Consider the following 21,018-nt stretch of genomic DNA (forward strand, 5'->3'; position numbering starts at 1 on the left):
CCTCTAAGCTAAAACATGCATAGCATTCAACGCTATAGAAACAACCAATACAATTAGAATTACGTAAAGAGGTTTTACCTTTTTACCAAGCAGGTAATATATCAGAGCAACAACAGCTGCAGGTAACAATCCAGGCATAATCTGATCTAGTATGCTGTTTCCAGTCATTGTCAGCTTCCCCTGTTTAAAAGTAAATGCCAAATTAACCTTAACCATAGTTGCTGCCAGGGCACCAACAACCATCAGTCCCAACACCGACGCTGCGTTTGTCAGAGACTTTAAAGTGGTATTTAATGAGGAAAGCATTTTGGTTCCGGATCTATACCCTACGTTAAATAGTGGATAAGCTGTTAGTCGTAAAAGAATTGAAGCAACAACCCACATAATACAGCCAAAAGCATTTCCATGTAATGCCATATTAGCAGCAATTGCGCCAAAAATAGTCCAAGGAATAGTGACAAACAAACTGTCTCCTATACCAGCTAAAGGTCCCATTAATCCAGTCTTTAAAGCACTAACTGCTTCAAGAGATTCAGTTTTACCTTTTTCTTCCATACCTACGTCAACACCCATAATAAATGGTGCCGTGTATGGGGTAGTGTTAAAGAATTGCAGCTGGGTTTTAATAGCAGTCTTCTTACCCTCTGGATCATTTTGATAATTTTCTTCAATGAAAGGCAGCATAGCATATGTGTACCCTAAACCTTCATATTTTTCATAGTTTAATGATGTTGCGCCGAATACTATCCAACGATTCATTACTTTTCTATAAATATTTTTCATTTTACTCATCTTCGTTAGCTCCTCCATTTACAGTTTCCTCAGTTGTATTTTGCTTTTTTGATTGATTTTTATATAGGATTAACGCAATAGCAAAACCAATTAAGGAAATACCGATAATCGGCATCTTTAAATAAATTGCTAAAACAAAGCCAATAATTAAATATGAGAAATAATCTCTGGTTGGCAAATATTGCAATAGCATTCCAATACCAACTGCTGGCAGTATTCCCGCAGCGGTCTTAAGACCACCTGAAAGCCAAGCAGGAATATAGTTAATGAAGCTACCAACAATCTTAGGCCCTAAAATTACTGTTAAAAGAACGGGAATACCGGAAACAAAACTGGTAAACAATGTAGCAAGATACTGCATCCAGTTAATCATGTGGTAATTTCCCTCATCGGCATACTTTTCAGCCTTCTGCTGACAAAAAATATTTGCTGACCATTTTAGAACATCAACCTGAACGATGAGCAAGGCAATTGGAATCGCAAGTGTAATACCAATTGCAGCAGACTGCTTTGTGGCAATGGCTAAGTAGGTACCAATTAAAGCTGCTGTCTGATAGTCAGGGACAGAGGCGCCACCGAAACTTGTAATTCCAAGTGTCATTAACTGTAGGGTACCACCGATATAGAGTCCTGTTTCTACATTACCCATAATCAAACCTGCAATTAAACCAGCAACAACTGGTTGAGAAATTCCAAGCTTAGGGCCCTCCTTATCAAAGTTAATTATAAAACCGTATATTACGATTAAAATATTACGTAATAGCATTTTTCTCTCCTTCTTGAAAAATAGTAAACAATTAAATTTACTTCACTTCAAAAGTTACTTAGCAATAACTGTGCCAAGATTTAAAGAGAAAAAGAGTTTTACTTAATAATGCAGTTGTAGCCAGATTTTATTGTCTGTTAAAAATTATTTGATCAACATAAATTAACTCTGACCTTGGAATTTTCACACTATAATTATCCTTTATCACACTGAATGCGGAATTTATCTTTTCAAGGTCCTGACTATGCTCTTTTGCAAATTGTTTTTCAAATTCTGGTTTTAAATTATTTTCTTCTTTCCTGATTAATCGTTCAATTAAGTAACTAACATGAACATATAATGTAAATTTCTTTTGATTTGATAGTGAAAAGGAAAATTTCCTTTCCAGTTCTTGAATAAAAATAGTAATGTTTTCTATTACCTTTGATGGATCCAAGATAGTAACCATGTTGATTGTTTGTTCTAAAGAAAAGTTTTTGACCAAATTATTTGAAATACCGCTAATTTCGTCATTTGAAAATGAACCTGCAAGCCATCCCTTAAATTCTTCAGTTCCCTTATCAGATAGTATTTTTTCTAAAAGGATGAAATCAATTCCTTCAATTTGGGGATCTTCAGTGCCTATGATTCCCACAATATCATACATTCTTTTAATTACCTGAACTTTATGAGTGTCTTGTAAAGCTTGAAAATCATAAGGAATAATTTTGATTTTCTTAGTTGATGGCAAGCATCGTTCCAGCAATCGAGCTACGTGAGTCGCAGTTCCTATTCCTGAATAACAAGTCGTTAGTATAGCCCTAACTTTATTCTTTTCTGGGTAAGTTAATTTAATATCAAGTTGACTTATTTTTCTGGCATTTTCACTTATTTCTCTAAAGCTGCGCTTTTTTAAAACACTCTCTCCTACTTCCAGTGCTAGTGGAGTAGAAACATTATTCATTAGTAAAATAGGTGCATTTATCTGACGAGGAAAAAGTTTTTCTATTTCTTTTAAAGATCCCATATCTACTAAAATAATTAATCCGTGTGAAATGTCATTGTTCTCACTGTAGTCTATTATTTGGTTAGCTATTTGTTGCGTACTAACGTTAATTGGCATGTCAAATGCATCTAGAGTGTGTGTATTTAGTAATCTGTTAACAACATTGGCAATACTACCCGCTGTGGCGTAGCCATGGGCAATGACAATTGCTTTAACTAAACCCGTTTTAGTAATTATTTCTAATTTATTTAGATAAATAGTTAATAAAATGTAGTCAATTTCGTTTAGATCAATGTCAAGATTATCTTTAATTAGAGCTATCAAACGAGTAACATACTGATAAACTTCAGAATATCTCTGTTGTACATCCTTATTAAGTTGAATCAAATCCTGCATGTTTTTTAATTCTGTATTATCTAAACGAATTTTTTGTCTTTCAAATAGATAATAGCTAACCGCATAAATGGCATTGCCGCTAATTTTTAACTGATATGCATTTTTTAACTGGTCAAATAGTCTTTTGACGCTTTCAATAACATAAGATAAAAAAGGAATTTGTTTACTATTATCTTTTTCAAAAAGCAATGTATCAAATAACTGATAAACAATCTGTTTTAGTTTTGATTCACACTTGTGTAAATCACGACTATTTTGCGCATAAGTCGATAGTATTCTTTTTAAACTATTCAGAAAAACTTGTTTTTCAGGTGTATTACGTGCTATTAGATCTTCCAATTCAGTATCATTATTAATTACAATTGAACTGCTTTGTGAATGATAGGTATCAATCTTACTATTACTCAAAACTTCATTAGGTAAAAATGAAGCAGTAATTGATATTTCTTTTTCTTTTTTATTTTCTGCATTGGCTCTTGCAATCGTTAATTTAATAGCATTCTTTAAATCGCCAATATTTCCTGTTGGTTCATAATTGGCAAGCATTTTCAAAACCTGACTACTTACATTTAGCGTTTTACCAATTCTTTTCTGTTCATTTTTAAGCAAAGTAAAAACTAGATTTTGTCGTTCCTCCCTGCTTCTTTGACTTAATGGCGGTAACGTAATTTTAACTGGAATCCGACGCATAAAAGTAGTCAAAAAATTAGTATCTAAATCTGCCGTCGTTGCAAAACATAAGCGCACATTAACCTTCTTACCTCTTTTAGTTTCTCCAACTGGATACACAACCCCCTGATCAAGGTAAGTAAACAATTTTTCTTGTCCCTTTGATCCAAGTCTATGGACTTCATCTAAAAAGAGAATCCCACCGTCAGCTTCTACAAAAGCTCCATCATGATCAAAATCTGCTCCTGTAAAAGCACCTTTTTTATAACCAAATAAATTACTGGTTAATAATTCTGGATTATCAGCGTACTGGGCACAATTAACAGTAATAAATGGAGCATTTAGCTTAATAAGCTTTTGTGTTCGACAAAATTGATTGATTAAACTAACTAAATAACTTTTACCAGTTCCACTTTCGCCAGTTATAAGCAAAGGCAATCCGCCATTTGGATATAAAATAGCTGCTCGCACTCTTTCAATACTTTCTTTCAAACTGGGATTTATTTGAGTTAGTTTTTTTAAAACATTTTTATTATCATTTTCATGTTCGAGTTTCGCTACTGATTCATAAATATTGTTTTTAAGACGAAAATTATTCTTTTCAAACTCTGCCTTATGAATAAAATGCACAGGTCGAGTTTCAATTTTGACTAATTTTTGTTCTTTTGTTAGTTGGTTTAAATACAAACTAACCGTATTCCGCTTTGCATTCAAAGCTTTGGCAACTCCACCAGCTGTTAAATCTGCATTTAATTCTTGTAAATCAATTGTTTTGGTTTTAGCATCCAAATAACGTAAAATTTCATCCTTTAGCATCTTGACCTCTATATTTAAACAAATTGTTAAACCGCAAACATCTTCAAACGTCATTGTAAACTATATTTTTCAACTATTCAGAGCTTTTTTAACTCCTAAAAACTGTGAATCGTCGCCAATAAGAGATCTTTTGTTTGCTTTACCTGATTTTGAATGATCATAAGCTTGAAAATAATTTTTTCTGATTTTTTAGTGTGAAGAAACTAGAACTAGTGTGAAAGCAAAAAAAGACCCAAGACTCCAAAGCCCCAGATCTTTTATTCTTAAGATATTCCACCCTTAAAAATAAAAAGACTATTCTTGACGAATAGCCTCTTTATAATATTCTTTTTTTATAGCTCACAAACACATTACTTTTCAGGCACATCCTGAATTTTTACATTTGCCCCCAGCAGACGTAGTTTTTCTTGAACGCGATCATAGCCTCGTAAAATATTGCCAGCATTGTTGATAACGGTTGTACCATCCGCCATCAAACCTGCTATCATTAAACAAGCTCCTGCACGAATTTCTCCAGCAGAAACCGTAGTACCATGAAGTTTAGCAGTAGGATGAACCAAAATAATATTGTCCTCAACCTTAATATCCGCACCCATCTTGCGTAATTGCTCAATATGTCCAATTCTTTTGGGGTAGATTTGGTCAATGATGACACCTTCACCAGACTTAGCAGAAAGCAAAAGTGGTGTTACCGGCTGCTGCAAATCTGTCGCAAATCCGGGATAAGATGCGGTGCGAATTTGCGTCATTTTCAAATCGCCGGCTGGATAAACAAAAAGCGAATCCTCTGTGGCATCAATTACCACACCCATTTCTTCTACTTTAGCTAAGTAAGAATCCAGGTGTTCTTCAATAATATTGTGAATACAGATGCCGTTACCAATACAACCAGCAAGAGAAATATAAGTGCCAGCTTCGATTCGATCCGGAATAATTGTATGAGGAGTCTTGGCTTCAAGACGTTCAACGCCTTCAATCCTAATAGAATCGGTCCCGGCACCTCTAATGACTGCACCCATATTATTTAAAAAAGTAGCTAAATCAATTATTTCAGGTTCTTTAGCCGCATTATCAATAATAGTTTGTCCTTGAGCCGTTACTGATGCCATTATTATATTCATTGTTGCACCCACAGAAGGCATTGCTAAATGAATAGTAGCACCATGAAGTCCCTCTGCAGGGGAAGTAATTTTTATTTGATCATTCTCATTTTTTACACATGCGCCTAAGGCTTCAAAACCCTTAATATGTTGATCTATGGGGCGGGGACCAATATCATCTCCACCAGGGAAGCCCACAACAGCCTTACCAAAACGGCCAAGAAGTGCACCCATAAAATAATAGGATGCACGCAAACTCTTGATTTTACCACTTGGCAATGGGCTCATCTTAATGTGTTCTGGATTGATACGCAATGTTGTATTGTGAAAGTCACTCACAACATCCATTTCACTGAGCAGATCCATTAAGTTGTCAACATCTGCAATCCTTGGAACACCTTCCAAAGTTACTGGTGTACGCGACAATATTGATGCTGGAATTAAAGCAACAGTCGAGTTTTTGGCACCACCGATCCAGACATCACCTTGCAGGGGCTTTCCACCATGAATTATCATTTGCTTCATTGGCGAAAAAATCCTTTTCTATTTCGTTTAGTCATAATAATGTTATAGGAATTTAACAGAAAAAACAAGAGAAGACCTTTGCCTTCCCTCACCCAAAAATCTGGTTTTTGTATTATTCAACTTTGCCAATTAAAGCTTTTCTTCAGGAAGACCACAGGCAGCACCAATAAATGCTTTATATAATCCTTCCGGCCTTTGCGGTCGGCTCAAAAATTCAGGGTGATATTGTGCAGCAATGAAGAATTTGTTTTTAGTCAATTCAATAATTTCAACTAAGTGGTTATCTGGTGATACTCCGGCAAAAGTCATTCCTGCTTTTTCAAATGCTTCACGATATTCATTATTAAACTCGTAACGGTGACGGTGACGCTCCTGAATGACATCTTGATTATCATACGCAGCAGCAGTCTTTGTCCCCTTCTTCAAGGTTGCTGGATAAAGACCTAAACGCAAGGTTCCGCCAATATTTTCTTCATCACGTTTGTCAGCCATAATGTCAATTACATTATGCTTAGTCTTAGGATCTGCTTCGGTGGTATTAGCGTCCTTATATCCTAAAACGTCACGGGCAAACTCGACAGTCGCCATCTGCATCCCCAGGCAAACTCCTAAAAACGGAATATCGTTTTCCCGAGCATATTTAATTGCTGTAATCATTCCTTCAAAACCGCGTGAACCAAAACCACCAGGAACGATTAAACCATCAGAATCTTTCATAAAGTCGGCAATATTATCTTCAGTCACGTCTTCTGCCTGCACTTTATTAATTTTGACATCAGTATTGTAGGCATAACCAGCATGCTTCAAGGCGTCTGTAACGGAAATATAGGCATCTTCAAGTTCAACATACTTACCAACAAGAGTAATCGTGGTAGTGTGTTGTAAATTTTTAACCCGGTCATCAAGCCTTTGCCATTCAGCCATATCAGCTTCATCCTTAGGACTCTTAATATGGAGAAAATCACAGACCTTTTGATCCATCCCCTGCTTTTGGAAAGCTAACGGCAAGTCAAAAAGTGTTGGTGCGTTAATTGATTCAATAATGCGATCAACTGGCACATCAGTGAAGTTGGAAATTTTATCCTTATGCTCCTGGTCAATTGGCATTTCAGCACGTAACACCAGCATATTGGGCTGAATACCAATGCTGCGCAGTTCGGCAACAGAATGTTGAGTCGGCTTAGTTTTCATTTCTTGTGCTGCGTGTAAATAAGGCACTAACGTACAATGAATGTACATTACATTTTCTTCACCTACTTCACGACGCATCTGTCTGATAGATTCCATAAAAGGAGTAGATTCAATATCGCCAACTGTACCACCAATTTCTGAAATAACAACGTCTGAATCAGTGGTCAGACCAGCACGCATAATTTTTTGCTTAATCATGTCTGTGATATGGGGAATGACCTGAACAGTAGCTCCGTGATAGTCCCCGCGTCGCTCTTTTTCCAGTACTTCTTTATAAATTTTACCGGTAGTAACATTCGAATATTTGCTGGTGCGTACGTCAACGATTCTTTCGTAGTGTCCTAAATCAAGGTCCGCCTCAGTACCATCATCAGTGACAAACACTTCCCCATGTTGATAAGGATTCATTGTTCCGGGGTCAATGTTAATATACGGATCAAACTTTTGCATTGTCACCTTTAAACCGCGGTTTTTTAGTAATCGACCTAAGCTAGAGGCAGTGATGCCCTTACCTAGTGAAGAAACGACACCGCCAGTAACGAAGATATATTTTGTCATTAGCCCAAACTCCTTTGCAAAAAATAAGAATAATCAAAAATAAAAAAGCTCCCATACGGGAGCTTAAACGCACATAACGTGCCCAAATAAAATACTATCTATTTTGGGAGACAAAGTCAAGAAAATTATTCATCGTCATCTTCGTCGTCATCATCATTCAATTCAGACAACTGACCCTCAATGCCATCTGGCAAGTCTTCATCATCGTCATCATCGGTATTGACATATTCATCGTCATCATCAAAATCATCCGGCTCGTCATCAGCAGTGGCATCCAAGTCTTCGTCTTCCGGATCATCATTATCATAGTCAATGATATCATCGCTACCTGTAGCACTTGCTAAAAAGGCATTAACTTTCTTATGGTGTGTCCGAATGTCTTCTTCATCCTCGTCTTCAGGGTGATTAACCTCTTCATCTACAGATTCATAAGGAAACCATGAACGAAGAGCCCACACATTTTCACCCATAGAAATGAATTCACCATCGGTATTCATGTCAGTGTAGAATTGGGGCAAACGTTCCCTTATTTCTTCATCGCTGACGCCTAGGTACTTTTGCACTGCATTAACAATATCAGCAAAAGCCATTCTCTTATTGTTATCTTCTAAAATTGCGCGAGCAACTTCAATCATTGATAATTCATTGCGATTTTTATTTTTAAAGTCGTTTAATCCCACAATGTATTCCTCTCTCTTAAACAGTCTTTCTTATTTTACTAGGCGTTCAAGTAAAAATCAATGTGACGGCATAGTTACCTATTAAGTATAGACCACTATATAGGTTATATTCAATCTGAAGTTCTCTTGAACCATCATTTTTAGGGAAAAATTTAATAAATTCAGTCGTACTTTTGAGATCCATTTGATAGCCTTGTGCCACATAGCGACAGTCTTTACGTTCACCAACTATAAAATGTAACTGCGAGTAATTATTCTGGTCACTGCCACGCCTAATAATCACATTATCTTCTTTAATTAATATCTTAACGGGAATTTTGCCATCTTCCAAATAAAAAACTCTGGTATTACCTGCAGATTCAATTAATTCGCCATCAGCTTTTTTCTTGAAAGTTTCACTATCTTTGCCTTGGATTATTTTGCTAGTAAAATCAATTTTTACTTTAGTCATCTATCTGATTCTTTGAAATAAAAAAGCCAACCTTCCAGATTAGCAAATATGTCGTAATGTCCTTCTTAATTTTAGCAGAAATTATTATAAAACAAATTATTTTTTAACGCCAATAATTACTTTAAATAGTTTTTTTAGGTCTTGCCAGCAAAATATTTATACCACCTATGATAATTAAGCTTGCACAAAGAACAATAATAAATTTTTCACCAACATGATCAAGAATTATGCCAGAAACAACTGACGAAACGGGTCCACCAATATTGGCAAAAGTTCTGATTGTTGTTAAAACTCGCCCCAAATAATTGTCTGCTGTGGAAGTCTGAATGACAGATTCTGCAAGAACGTTATGAATACTGGTAACAGGACCAAAAAGAAAAAGCAATGCGCAAAGAAGTACCATGTTTTTTAAAGAAAACAACATCAAAATAAGCGGTATGGCGCTAATAGTCCAAGCCCAGCCAACTGTTATAATTTTTGCTTTCATTTTGCCGGCTATTAAGGCTCCCAGTATTATTCCCGCCAGTATGCATATGTAGAAAGTGCTATAAAGTGCCGGCTGTCCCGCTTTTGCGGCTATACGAGGTAAAATTAAAATCATTGCAGGTTGTGCAAACGAATAAAGCAAGCCAGACCAAAGATAGTGCAATAAAAAGACATTTTCCTTAATGTAACTGTAGCCACTGAAAATCTTTTGCCAATATTTAGTTAGGCCTTCTGCCTGGCTTTCTTTTTCTTTAAATGCATTATGAACAGGTATTTTTCTCAGAGCTGCAATTAACAATAAAAGCCCCAGTAAACTCAAGCAGGCACAAGCTAAAATAATGTCTCCGCTTGCCATAAAAGCCAGTAATGAACCAGAAAGTGCAATGCCACCAACATTTACCAGTTGATCCACGATATTAATCTTGGAAATAATACTGCTCATTTCTGTTTCATCCAGAAGAGATTCTTTTAAAATAGCGCGATCAGCAGGATTAAAAAATTCATCACAAATTGATAGTAATCCAGCAATAATAATAGCTAAAATATAACTTTGGCTAAAATAAATAATCACAGCTGTAAGCATAAACAATAAGACTACCTGTATCACCATAGAATAGATGCTGGTTTTCTTAAAAGAGTGACTGTCAATAAAAGGACCATAAAAAATAGAAAGAGCAGCAGTTACTGTGAAAATAGCATTAGTAATGCCAACCATAGTTGAACTTTTGGTTTGAATCTGGATCCACCAAATAAAAACCATGCCATAAAGCGAGTTGCCCAAACCACTAACTAAGCGTGCCAATAAGTATGGTTTTTTCTCTAACATGATTTTTCTCGTTTCGCGCTAGTTCTGTTAAAATTCTATTTTAATTAAAAAATAATTAAATATTTAAAGCATTATATTTTTTATTAATTAGGTTAAATTCTTTTAGAACTTGCGGTATCTTGCATGTCTTTTATCTAGTAAATCGGTTAAATTTATCTTCTGAAATTTTTTCAACTTCTGCTCAATTAATTCTTTTAGTCCTTCTGCTTGGTTTTCTAAAACTTGTTCAGGCAAAACCCGTTCTACTATGCCCTGTTTCTTTAACCACTCAGGTTCAATATGCATTATTTCTGCAGCTTTTGTGGCTAGTTTAGCATCTTTCCACATAATCGAAGCAAATCCTTCAGGTGACAAAACTGTATACATGCTGTGTTCCAGCATCCAGACTTCATCACTGCAGGCCAAGGCCAACGCTCCACCTGAGCCGGCTTCACCAATAATAATAGTTAGAATTGGTACCTTTAACTGCAACATCTCACTAATATTAGCAGCAATAACCTGTCCTTGACCATTCTTTTCTGCCTCTGCTCCCGGATAGGCGCCTGGGGTATTGATAAGAGTGACAATGGGAATACTCATTTTGGCAGCTGTTTTCATTACCCGCAATGCTTTGCGATAACCTTGAGGTAAAGGACTGCCAAAATTAGTTGCCATGCGTTCTTTTAATTCTTGGCCCTTATTAGTTGCAATGACGCAGACACTCATATCATTTATAGTTGCAAAACCCGCGATTATGGCGGCATCGTCACTACTTGTACGGTCTCCGTGCATTTCAAAAAAATCGGGAAACAGTTGAATTACTAGACGATGCATGTTACTTTTATGGTCACTTCTTGCCCCATCCATAATGGCTAAAATTTTATCACTCGCCATGAACTTGAGCCTCCCATTTTTCTGCAGCAAAAATTTTAAGTATCTGACCAAGTTTGGCTACCTGCTCATCTCGGGGGACAATACTGTCAATAAAGCCATTTTGATAAGCATTCTCAACTGTCTGAAAATCTGGTGGCAGTTTTTTATTAATAGTCTGTTCAATGACTCTGCGTCCAGCAAAACCTAATAAAGCTTTAGGCTCAGCCAAAATAATGTCTGCCTGCGAGGCAAAACTGGCAGTGACTCCGCCAGTTGTGGGATCCATAATCACGCTGACATAAAGCAAATGTGCTGCGCGATGGTCATTAACTGCCTGCGAGATTTTAGCCATTTGCATTAGTGATTGAATTCCCTCCTGCATTCTAGCACCACCCGAGGCGGTGAACAAAACAACGGGTAATTTCTTGGTGGTTGCTTGTTCAAACAAGCGAGTTATTCGCTCACCAGTAGCTGTTCCTAGACTGCCCATTATAAACACCGGATCCATAATACCCAAAGCAGTTTCGTAACCGGCAATATTGGCTTGACCGGTTAAAACCGCATCCTTAAGTTTAGTTTTGGACTGCATTTTTTTAATTGTAGCCTGATAATCTGGAAAATCGAGTGGATCAGTAGTCGCTAAATCTGCATCCCATTCCGTAAAGTCCTTTGTCAGCATTTTCAAACGAGCTCTGGCAGTTACCCGAAAACCGTAGCCACAATTAGGGCACAGCTGATATTTACCAGCACGATGAAAATAAAATTTACTGCCACATTTAGGGCAAATTCTAAAAATACCTTTAGGAACATTTTCCTGATACTTTTTTAAGGCACCATGGGGATGACTTGCAAATCTAATTGCCATTAACTTGCGCTTCCTTTTCATTATTTCTCAGTCGCTTAAGATAATTGGATAAAAATTCTTGATCTATATACGTTGTTAAATATGTACCGTTTTGAAATTTTTCATCGTTAAGCAAAGCAATCAAAAAATCGCGGTTAGTAACTAGACCTTTAATCTCAAATTCCGTAAGTGCATCAAGCAAACGCTTAATTGCCATTTGTCTGTTAGTTGCATGTGCAATAATTTTAACAATCATCGAATCGTAAAATGGTGAAACGGTATCTCCACTGTTAACTCCACTTTCAATTCTAATACCTAGACCACTAGGCAATACCATTTTTGCGATCTTACCAGCTTGGGGACAAAAATTTTTACTAGGATCCTCTGCATTAATGCGAGCTTCAATTGCAGCACCGTGGACATGCACATCTTCTTGAGATATGCTCAAATCTTTGCCTGCAGCAATATTAACCTGTTCTTTAACGAGATCAATCTGAGCAACTTCTTCAGTAATTGAATGTTCAACCTGAATCCTGGTATTCATTTCCATAAAATAGAAATGATGGTCAGGATCCATTAAAAATTCGATAGTACCAACATTTTCATAATTTATTGCCTTTATTGCTTTAACAGTTATCTGTTGCAAATAGTCTCTTTCTCTTGCACTGATTTGTGAACAAGGCGTTTCTTCGATCACTTTTTGCTGGTTGCGTTGCATTGAGCAATCTCTTTCTGGAAGTGCTACCACATGTCCTGTTTTATCTGCCATGATCTGTACTTCGACGTGTTTGGCTGGGGAAATAATTTTTTCCAGATACATTCTGTCGTCTCCAAAAGAAATTCTGGCTTCTTCTTGTGCCTGGTTAAATGCCTCTGTTAAGTCAGCAGCTTGAGTCACACGTCTTATTCCTTTTCCGCCACCACCGGCAACGGCTTTGAGCATTACGGGGTAGCCCACTTTATTTGCAATTTTTAATGCAGCCGCAGCATTTTTAACAATCCCATCACTTCCAGGAATAACAGGTATATTATTCTTGCGCATCATTTCCCGGGCATTAGCTTTATTTCCCATTAAAGAAATGGTTTTTGACTTGGGACCAATAAAAACTAAATGGCATTCTTCACACATTTGAGCAAATTCAGGACTCTCTGATAAAAAACCGTATCCTGGATGAATTGCATCTGCTCCAGTTAAGACAGCCGCACTGACAATATTTTGCATATTTAAATACGAATCGGCCGGTTGGGGAGAACCAATACATATTGCCTCATCAGCTTCTTTCACATGTTGGGCATGTTTATCGGCCGTTGAATAAACAGCAACTGACTTAATTCCCATTTCGCGTAAAGCTCGAATTATCCTTATAGCAATTTCTCCACGATTCGCTATCAAAATTTTTTTAAACATAATGTCACACTTTACTGAATTGCAAAAATTAACTGAGCAGTACATGCAACTTTATCTTTAACAGTTGCTTTGGCCTCGCCAATCCCGGCATTTCCACGTAGCTTATCCAGCTTAACTTCTAAATTCAAAGTATCTCCCGGCTTAACCATTGTTCTAAAGCGAGCATTCTTGATACCTCCAAAATAGACAGTTTTTCCTTTAAATTCCGATAGTGTCAGCAATGCAACTGCACCAGTTTGCGCCAAAGCCTCAGTTATCAAAACACCCGGCATTACTGGATTACTCGGAAAATGTCCCTGAAAATAGCTTTCATTAATTGTGATATTTTTTTTAGCAACAGCATATTTACCGGGCTCATAATCTAAGACCTGATCAATTAACAGCATTGGAAAGCGGTGAGGCAAAATAGCCTGAATCTGCACACTATCTAAAGTATGTAACTTTTTTGGTTCACTCATATTTGCTTCCTTCATTCTGGAATAACCGTTATCAGTGGTTGATCATATTCAACTACTTGTTCATTTGTAACTAAAATTTTATCAATAGTCCCTGTAAAGTCGCTTTTAATTTCAGTCATCATTTTCATTGCTTCAATAACGCAAACCACATCACCTTTATTGACATGATCACCCGGCTTTTTATATTGAGGTTTTTCTGGACTTGCTTGTAAATAAACTATGCCAACAAGTGGTGCCTTAATTTTTAAAGTTTTCTGCTTAGGCGCAGCTATTTTGCTAAGTTCTTGATGATTAGTTCCCTGCAGTGTTTTAGCAGACGATTGGCCTACAGGACTTTCTTCCCCAATTTCTACTGGTGTAGCTTGACTTTTATCAATCTTAATATGGCCACCTTTAAAGTCTAAATCCAGTTTGGTGATATCACTTTGATTAATTTCTGCGATTAATTTTTCAATTTCTTCAAAAGTCATTTAATCATTCCACCTTTTTAACGCAATCACCGCATTATGTCCACCAAAACCAAATGAATTGCTGATGGCATAATCTATTTTTTGTTGACAATTTTGTTTATTGACCAAATTAACTTTGCACTCGGGGTCTTGCTGGGTTACTCCTACATTTATCGGTAATAATCCTGAATTAAGTGCCAAAATTGTGGCAATAGCTTCAATAGCTCCTGCTGCTCCTAGTAAATGACCCGTCATGCTTTTAGTACTTGAAACAAGGACATTGCTATTCTGACCAAAAACCTGATTAATTGCTTTAGACTCAGCCCAATCATTTGCTTTGGTACTTGTACCATGAGCATTGATATAGCCCACTTGCTCAGGGCTTACTTGAGCTTCACTAAGAGCCAGTTCCATTGCTCTTGCAGCCTGACTGCCACTAGGATCAGGAGACGTAATATGGTATGCATCGGAACTAGTCCCATAACCGACAATTTCACCTAAAATATGTGCGCCACGACTTTGAGCATGTTCTAGCGATTCTAAAACAAGAGAACCTGAACCTTCTCCCATCACAAAACCGTTACGATTTTGATCAAAGGGAATACTTGCTTTTTCAGGATCCGTTGTCGTGGACAATGTTGAAATTGCAGCAAAACCAGCTATTCCACTTTCATTGATTGCGGCCTCTGAGCCACCAGCAATCATGACATCGGCATAGCCATCTTTTATCTGTCTGAAAGCTTCACCAATTGCATTTGTACTCGAAGCACAGGCAGTCACAATTGTGGTACTGATTCCTTGAGCATGATAGCGAATAGAAATATTGCCTGCTGCCATGTTAGCAATTGAAGTAGGAATAAACATTGGCGAAACCCGATCTAGGCCTTTTTCGTGCCATTTAATGACTTGCTTCTGGATGGTAGTTAATCCACCAATTCCTGTGCCCCAAATTACGCCAAAACGTTCACTATTGGTATTTTTATCATCAATTCCTGCTTGTTCCATGGCTTGTGCAGTTGAATACATCGCGTATAGTGTGAATGCATCCATGCGTTTGGTATCTTTTTTAGTTAAAAAAAGCAAGGGGTCAAAATTATCCAGTTGCCCAGCCAGTGTGACTCCACTTGTATCAGCATCAAAATAAGTGATCGGCTCAAAACCAATTTTTTGACTATTGAGTCCAGCTTCAAAACTGGCAACGTCATTACCAATAGGTGTTAAGGCACCCAAACCTGTAATTACTACTCTTGTCATTACTTACTCCTTACTGCATTGTCAATCCGCCATCTACCGTTATTGTCTGACCAGTAATATAGTCATTTTGGGCTAAAAAAACTGCGGTTTGTGCTATTTCTTCAATTTGTCCCAAACGTTTCAGCGGAATTTCCTTAAGTAATTGCTGCTGGATTTTTTCACTAAGGCTTCTAGTCATTTGTGTGTCAATCATTCCTGGAGCAATGGCGTTACAGCGCAAATTGCGTAATGCTGCTTCTTTAGCAACAGATTTAGTTAAACCAATAATTCCTGCTTTACTAGCGGCATAATTAGCCTGACCAATGTTACCTGTTAAGCCAACTACACTCGATAAGTTAATAAAACAGCCTTTTCTTTGCTTATACATCGGTCTCAGTGACTGTTTAATGACATTAAAGGTGCCAATCAAATTGGTGTTAACTACACTTAGAAAGTCTGCTTTAGACATGCGATTGAGCAGTCCGTCTTTGACAATACCGGCATTATTGACCACAACATCTAGATGTTCAAAATGATTGATAATTTTGGCAATCATTTCTTTCACATCTTCTTCTTTGGTAACATCTGCGCTAATATCCATTACTTCAACATGATCTTTTTCAAACTGGTCGATGACTTCAGAACTAATTGGTTTGCGGGCGTTTAAAACTATTTTTGCTCTTTGTTTGGCAAAAGCTTGAGCAATTGCCAGACCAATACCGCGTGAACTACCAGTAACCAAGACCACACTATCTTTTAACTTCATGAATTAAACTCCTTTAAAGCAGAAACTGTTTCTTGCATATTTGCCACGCTATCTGTTTGATAGGCTGGAACTCTTTTAAGAATTTTTCGTGCAAAAGAAAGCAAAGTTTTACCTGGTCCTAATTCAACAACCGCAGTTATATCTTGACTATGCTGAGCCAAGGTTTTTGCAAAATAGGTAGTTGAAACTAGCTGCTCCGTCAAAGTCGAAACAAGGTTGTCAGGTGCAAACTCTTTTTGAGTCGTAGTGCTGTAAACCGGAAAAGTGCCATTATGCCAGTCAACTTTGTGCAATTCAGTTTTCAAAGCTGCTTGAATTGGTTTCATTAAGGGCGTGTGAAAAGCACCGCTTACTTTTAGTGGAACTACACGGGCACCGTCTTTTTCAAGTTGTTCGCGCAAATTTTGGACCGCATCTTTTTCACCACCAACAACAATTTGATTAGGAGTGTTAACATTTGCTATCCCAATCAGACCTATTTTTTGGGCATCCTTTATGGCTAATTCAACGCTTGCTAAAGAACTCTTCATGACAGCCACCATGATTCCCGGGTTTTGGCTGCTTGCTTTTTGCATAAGTTCACCGCGTTTTTTGATCAAGCGAAGTGCGGTCTCGAATTCTAAGTAGTTAGCACAGGCAAGACCACTATATTCACCCAGGCTGAGTCCGATACCTAATTTTTTAAAATCTGCATTTTCGCTAAGAATTTGGTACAAGCCGTAACTCATTGTCAAAATAGCGGGTTGGGCATAACGCGTTTGCGCCAGATCATTTGCCTTTTTTGGATCAAATAATAATTCTGCCAAGTCCAAATGTAATATATTGCTCGCTGTAGCAATGATTTTGCGGTAGTGCGGTTCAGTTTGGTATAAATCATATGTCAGACCGGTTTTTTGAGCACCTTGACCGCTAAATAGTAAACAAATCATTTTGCCTATCTTTCCCCATTTAGCAATTTATCCGCCTGACTATAAACTTCAGCCAGAATTTCAGCAGCAGGCTGTTCCTTTTTTACCATACCGGCAATTTCTCCGGCCATAAATGAACCAGTTTCACTATCACCGTCAATTACTGCTCTACGCAAACTACCAGTTCCCAGTTCCTCTAACTTGTCATAATCCGGATGCGGCTTTAAAGCCTCTTCCTTTTCAATTCCGATATACGTTTTAGCCATCTTATTTTTTAAAACCCGTGAAGGATGGCCTGCATATTCACCAGTAACTAAGGTACTGGCATCTTTGGCACGCAAAACAGCTTGTTTATAATTTGGATGTATCTTTGATTCAGTTGCAACTAAAAAACGAGTACCAATTTGCACGCCCTCAGCACCCAACATGAATGCAGCAGCCATACCGCGACCGTCGCCTATTCCTCCAGCTGCAATTACGGGAATTTTAACTGCATCTACAACCTGTGGTACCAGAGCCATTGTCGTTAATTTTCCGATATGACCACCTGATTCCATCCCTTCGGCCACAACAGCGTCAACACCTACACGTTCCATCATTCTGGCCAAAGCAACGGAACCAACAACTGGGATTACTTTAATACCAGCATCTTTTAACTTTTCTATGTATTTTGCCGGATTGCCAGCTCCAGTAGTCACAACTGCAACACTGTCTTTATTTGCCAAAATAACATTGACAACTTCATCAGCATAAGGTGAAAGCAACATCACATTTACACCAAATGGCTTTTTTGTCAGTGATTTAGCTGATTCAATCTCATCAGCCACAACACTGCCAGGTGCATTGCCCGACCCAATAATTCCTAAGCCACCAGCATTTGAAACAGCAGCTGCCAGCTTGCCATCTGCAACCCAGGCCATACCTCCTTGAAAAATTGGGTATTTAAGACCCAGTTCTTTCATAAATGGACTTAATTCCATTTGTTAACCTTCTTTCGCTGCCAGTTGTTTTTTAACAAAATCGACTAAATCCTGAACTGTTTCAATACCCTCTTCACTTTCAATCTTGATGTCAAATTCATCTTCTAATTCATTAATCACTTCAAACACGTCCAGACTGTCAGCATTTAAATCATCTTTTATATTGGATTGAGCTGTGACAGCACTTTCGTCTTCTCCGGTTTGTGCAACAATAATTTCTTTTACTTTGTTAAAAATTTCTTCTTCAGTCATTTGATTTCTCTTTCTTAATAAATTATCTTTAAAAGCTTAAAGCAATGCTGGCAGCCGTCAGACCACCGCCAAAGCCACTTAAAATCAGTTTTTGATTGCGCTTAATGATGCCAGAATTAACTGCTTCATCCAGCAGTATTGGCACACTGGCAGCAGAAGTATTGCCATATTTTGCAATATTTTCCAAAAATTTTTCTTCCGGAATATTTAGATGCTTTGCTATTGCGGAAATAATGCGTCCATTTGCTTGATGGAGCAAAAACCACTGCACATCATCTTTTTTCCAGTTTGCTTTAACTAAAACACGCCTAATCGAATTAGGTACTTCATGAGTAGCAAAGTCATAAACAGCTCTACCGTCCATCTCAAAGTATTTCTTGTGCTTTGCAATGTTATCCGAGCTATAGGGTGAACATAAAGGTTGGTACCCAGCTGTTAATTTTGCTCCCAGATCTCCAAAAGTTGCCAAATCTTCAGCAACTATTCCTTTTACTTGAGTACTTTTTTCAACTAACACGCCACCACTACCATCCCCAAAGAGAACAGCGGTTGAGCGCTCTTGCCAATCTATCAACTTGGACAAGACTTCTGCTCCGATAACTAATCCTCGTTGATAGGGTCCTGCTAACAGTTTATCTGCGATCGCTAAAGCATAGATAAAACCAGAACACGCCGCATTAATATCAAATGCCAATGCTTTGCCAGCGTGCAGTTTCCCCTGCACAATTGCCGCTGTTGAAGGTGTCAGATAATCAGGCGACATAGTTGCCACAATAATAAAATCCAATTGCTCAGGCTTGAGATCAGCTTTTTGTAAAAGCTGTTGAGCAACTGTCAAAGCCAAATCAGAAGTTTGTTCATTTTGAACTACATGCCTTTGTTTGATACCAGTTCTTGAAGATATCCATTCATCTGAGGTAGTCATTATCTGCGCTAAGTCATCATTGGTAATTACCTTAGAGGGAACATAATGAGCAGTTTGACTAATTCTTAAGCTCATCAGTTAATGCTCCTTTTATTATCAATTCTTGCCGGAAACTCAAGAAAAGCACGCAGATTCAACAGAGCACGTTCAATAATTGCCACCTGCTCATTATCAAAGCCTGCAATAAACTTTTTTACCATATGGCGGTGAAATGAATCGTGCGCCCTATAAATTAAGCGACCCCGACTAGTTAAACCCAGTCGGATTATTCTGCGATCATCTTCACCGTTTATTCGCACAACATAGCCCTTACGTACCAAGTTATTAACCATAGTTGACAGCGAACCTGCTGTTACCATCAATTCACTTGCTACTTGGGAACTTGTCTTGTGTTCATACATAGTAATCGCATCGATCGCGTGTAATTCTCTTAGTGAAATGTCTTTAAATTCACTTTTTCGCAATTCACGTTCTTCGACTTTCATGATATCTGAATAAACCGTAGACAAAAGATTATTGATGCGTTTTAAACTTGTCTCCAATAGCATCACCTCTTACTCAACTATATAATCTGTACTAATAAACTCTTGATACTAATTTATAAATATATATAAAGCTATAATTTAAATTTTTATTTCAAATAATCTCGCTTTATACCAACATTTAGCATCTCCTTTAAATACTTTTATATTCAAAATAAATTATTAGAGTATGATATGGTATTATTTACTAAATGTCAAACTCCTTTTTGCAATATTAGTTTATTTGCGTTATCAAGGCAAGTATTTTTTAAAAAATTCTAAAAATAAATAGTTTGAATATCAAAGTATTTTTACAAATTTAATTAGGTATAAGGATAGATTATTAATGAATAGTTTAAAAAAACAAGAATATCTCAAAATATTGTTGAACAAATTTCAACTAGAAATTAATTGGTGGGAAAGCATCGATTCCACAAACTTGTATGCAAAACAAAAACTAGCTACTAAGGGATATTCAGGTCCCGTGCTATACGGAAGTGATGAGCAAACTTCCGGCTATGGTAAACAAAGTCGTCACTTTATTTCACAAAAAGGGGGCATTTATCTATCACTAGTTATCGAAGTGCCGCAATTGAACTGGCAGAATCAAGGATTATTAACTACCGGTATTGCATGGCAGCTACAATTGGCCATTAAAGAAATATTTCATTTAGAGCCTCAATTCAAATGGGTGAATGATCTGCTTTTCAAAGGTAAAAAAATAGCGGGTATCCTGGTTGAAGTACCACAGCCCCAAGTTGCGGTTATTGGCATTGGCTGTAATCTTTATCAAAATCATTTGCATAATGAATTAAAGACGGCTGGCAACTTACTAACAAAAATGCCCAGTGAAAAGCAAATTTGTCAATTTATCGCTCAAATTACAGAAAATTTATTAGAATTTATTCCTCAATTTGATCAAGTCAATTTTCTGCCTGATTACAAAAAGAAGCTTGCCCTAATGAATCATGACGTGGTATTGACAATGGGCAAACAAAGAATATTAGGAAAAGTGACAGATATAACACAGCAGGCAAATTTAGTTTTAAAAACTGTAGCGGGCTTAAAAAGTTTTAATGCTGGCGAGGTCACAAAAGTAAGAAATTTTTAGCAAACAAAAAAAGACGAAGTTCTTCGTCTTCTGAAAAATACTTATTAAAATTTCATAATAGTTTATAGCT

General features: G+C 37.2%; 21 protein-coding genes. 1 reads left to right on the plus strand and 20 read right to left on the minus strand.

The annotated features are described in order from the left end of the window. Positions 1-3 precede the first annotated feature (3 nt). The 20 genes from JF75_RS07710 to JF75_RS07805 all read right to left on the minus strand — a co-directional run bounded on the left by JF75_RS07710 (position 4) and on the right by JF75_RS07805 (position 19,864). Positions 4-792: a PTS system mannose/fructose/sorbose family transporter subunit IID gene (locus tag JF75_RS07710; RefSeq protein WP_245190719.1), complete on the minus strand. Its 789-nt coding sequence runs from the start codon at positions 790-792 to the stop codon at positions 4-6. Next, complete coding sequence (locus JF75_RS07715; protein ID WP_046332510.1) at positions 785-1,558, minus strand: PTS mannose/fructose/sorbose/N-acetylgalactosamine transporter subunit IIC; 774 nt, start codon at positions 1,556-1,558, stop codon at positions 785-787. The genes JF75_RS07710 and JF75_RS07715 overlap by 8 nt, the downstream gene beginning before the upstream one ends. A 127-nt stretch (positions 1,559-1,685) precedes the next feature. Then, positions 1,686-4,424 carry a sigma 54-interacting transcriptional regulator gene (locus JF75_RS10740; protein WP_046332511.1) on the minus strand — a complete coding sequence of 913 codons (2,739 nt, stop codon included), beginning with the start codon at positions 4,422-4,424 and terminating at the stop codon, positions 1,686-1,688. A gap of 350 nt (positions 4,425-4,774) precedes the next feature. Further along, positions 4,775-6,049 (minus strand): UDP-N-acetylglucosamine 1-carboxyvinyltransferase, encoded by a 1,275-nt coding sequence (locus tag JF75_RS07725; RefSeq protein WP_046332512.1) that lies wholly within the window; start codon positions 6,047-6,049, stop codon positions 4,775-4,777. Between the two features lie 129 nt (positions 6,050-6,178). After that, positions 6,179-7,798: a CTP synthase gene (locus tag JF75_RS07730; protein ID WP_046332513.1), complete on the minus strand. Its 1,620-nt coding sequence runs from the start codon at positions 7,796-7,798 to the stop codon at positions 6,179-6,181. Positions 7,799-7,923: 125 nt separating this feature from the next. Then, the gene (gene rpoE / locus JF75_RS07735; RefSeq protein ID WP_046332514.1) at positions 7,924-8,478 is read right to left on the minus strand and encodes a DNA-directed RNA polymerase subunit delta; all 555 of its coding nucleotides are present in this window, start codon (positions 8,476-8,478) and stop codon (positions 7,924-7,926) included. Positions 8,479-8,524: 46 nt separating this feature from the next. Beyond that, complete coding sequence (locus tag JF75_RS07740; RefSeq protein ID WP_046332515.1) at positions 8,525-8,929, minus strand: YwiB family protein; 405 nt, start codon at positions 8,927-8,929, stop codon at positions 8,525-8,527. Positions 8,930-9,050: 121 nt separating this feature from the next. Further along, complete coding sequence (locus tag JF75_RS07745) at positions 9,051-10,241, minus strand: MFS transporter (RefSeq protein WP_046332516.1); 1,191 nt, start codon at positions 10,239-10,241, stop codon at positions 9,051-9,053. Between the two features lie 102 nt (positions 10,242-10,343). Beyond that, a complete protein-coding gene (accA, locus tag JF75_RS07750) occupies positions 10,344-11,114 on the minus strand; it encodes an acetyl-CoA carboxylase carboxyltransferase subunit alpha (protein WP_046332517.1) in 771 nt (256 codons plus the stop codon). Then, a complete protein-coding gene (locus JF75_RS07755; protein ID WP_046332518.1) occupies positions 11,104-11,958 on the minus strand; it encodes an acetyl-CoA carboxylase carboxyltransferase subunit beta in 855 nt (284 codons plus the stop codon). Before JF75_RS07755 ends, accA begins: the two co-directional genes overlap by 11 nt. Beyond that, entirely contained in the window at positions 11,948-13,345 is a 1,398-nt protein-coding gene (locus tag JF75_RS07760) for an acetyl-CoA carboxylase biotin carboxylase subunit (RefSeq protein ID WP_046332519.1), read from the minus strand. The genes JF75_RS07755 and JF75_RS07760 overlap by 11 nt, the downstream gene beginning before the upstream one ends. Positions 13,346-13,356: 11 nt before the next feature. Next, the gene (gene fabZ, locus JF75_RS07765; protein ID WP_046332520.1) at positions 13,357-13,803 is read right to left on the minus strand and encodes a 3-hydroxyacyl-ACP dehydratase FabZ; all 447 of its coding nucleotides are present in this window, start codon (positions 13,801-13,803) and stop codon (positions 13,357-13,359) included. Positions 13,804-13,814: 11 nt separating this feature from the next. Next, positions 13,815-14,273 (minus strand): acetyl-CoA carboxylase biotin carboxyl carrier protein, encoded by a 459-nt coding sequence (gene accB / locus JF75_RS07770; RefSeq protein ID WP_046332521.1) that lies wholly within the window; start codon positions 14,271-14,273, stop codon positions 13,815-13,817. Next, positions 14,274-15,506, minus strand: coding sequence for a beta-ketoacyl-ACP synthase II (fabF, locus tag JF75_RS07775; RefSeq protein ID WP_046332522.1), 1,233 nt, complete (start codon positions 15,504-15,506; stop codon positions 14,274-14,276). A 10-nt stretch (positions 15,507-15,516) separates the two neighbouring features. Next, positions 15,517-16,251 carry a 3-oxoacyl-[acyl-carrier-protein] reductase gene (gene fabG, locus JF75_RS07780; protein ID WP_046332523.1) on the minus strand — a complete coding sequence of 245 codons (735 nt, stop codon included), beginning with the start codon at positions 16,249-16,251 and terminating at the stop codon, positions 15,517-15,519. Next, positions 16,248-17,180, minus strand: a complete 933-nt coding sequence (locus JF75_RS07785; protein ID WP_046332524.1) for an ACP S-malonyltransferase — start codon at positions 17,178-17,180, stop codon at positions 16,248-16,250. Before JF75_RS07785 ends, fabG begins: the two co-directional genes overlap by 4 nt. Positions 17,181-17,185: 5 nt before the next feature. Beyond that, entirely contained in the window at positions 17,186-18,139 is a 954-nt protein-coding gene (gene fabK, locus JF75_RS07790; RefSeq protein WP_046332525.1) for an enoyl-[acyl-carrier-protein] reductase FabK, read from the minus strand. Positions 18,140-18,142: 3 nt separating this feature from the next. Further along, entirely contained in the window at positions 18,143-18,391 is a 249-nt protein-coding gene (locus JF75_RS07795) for an acyl carrier protein (RefSeq protein ID WP_038523954.1), read from the minus strand. A gap of 28 nt (positions 18,392-18,419) precedes the next feature. Next, positions 18,420-19,391: a beta-ketoacyl-ACP synthase III gene (locus JF75_RS07800; protein ID WP_046332526.1), complete on the minus strand. Its 972-nt coding sequence runs from the start codon at positions 19,389-19,391 to the stop codon at positions 18,420-18,422. Further along, a complete protein-coding gene (locus JF75_RS07805) occupies positions 19,391-19,864 on the minus strand; it encodes a MarR family winged helix-turn-helix transcriptional regulator (RefSeq protein ID WP_084605758.1) in 474 nt (157 codons plus the stop codon). The genes JF75_RS07800 and JF75_RS07805 overlap by 1 nt, the downstream gene beginning before the upstream one ends. A gap of 319 nt (positions 19,865-20,183) precedes the next feature. Between JF75_RS07805 and JF75_RS07810 the strand changes: the two genes are divergently transcribed. Continuing rightward, positions 20,184-20,948, plus strand: coding sequence for a biotin--[acetyl-CoA-carboxylase] ligase (locus JF75_RS07810; protein ID WP_046332528.1), 765 nt, complete (start codon positions 20,184-20,186; stop codon positions 20,946-20,948). Positions 20,949-21,018: the final 70 nt, after the last annotated feature.

The sequence above is a fragment of the Lactobacillus kimbladii genome, from assembly GCF_000970755.1.
Lineage (GTDB): Bacteria > Bacillota > Bacilli > Lactobacillales > Lactobacillaceae > Lactobacillus > Lactobacillus kimbladii.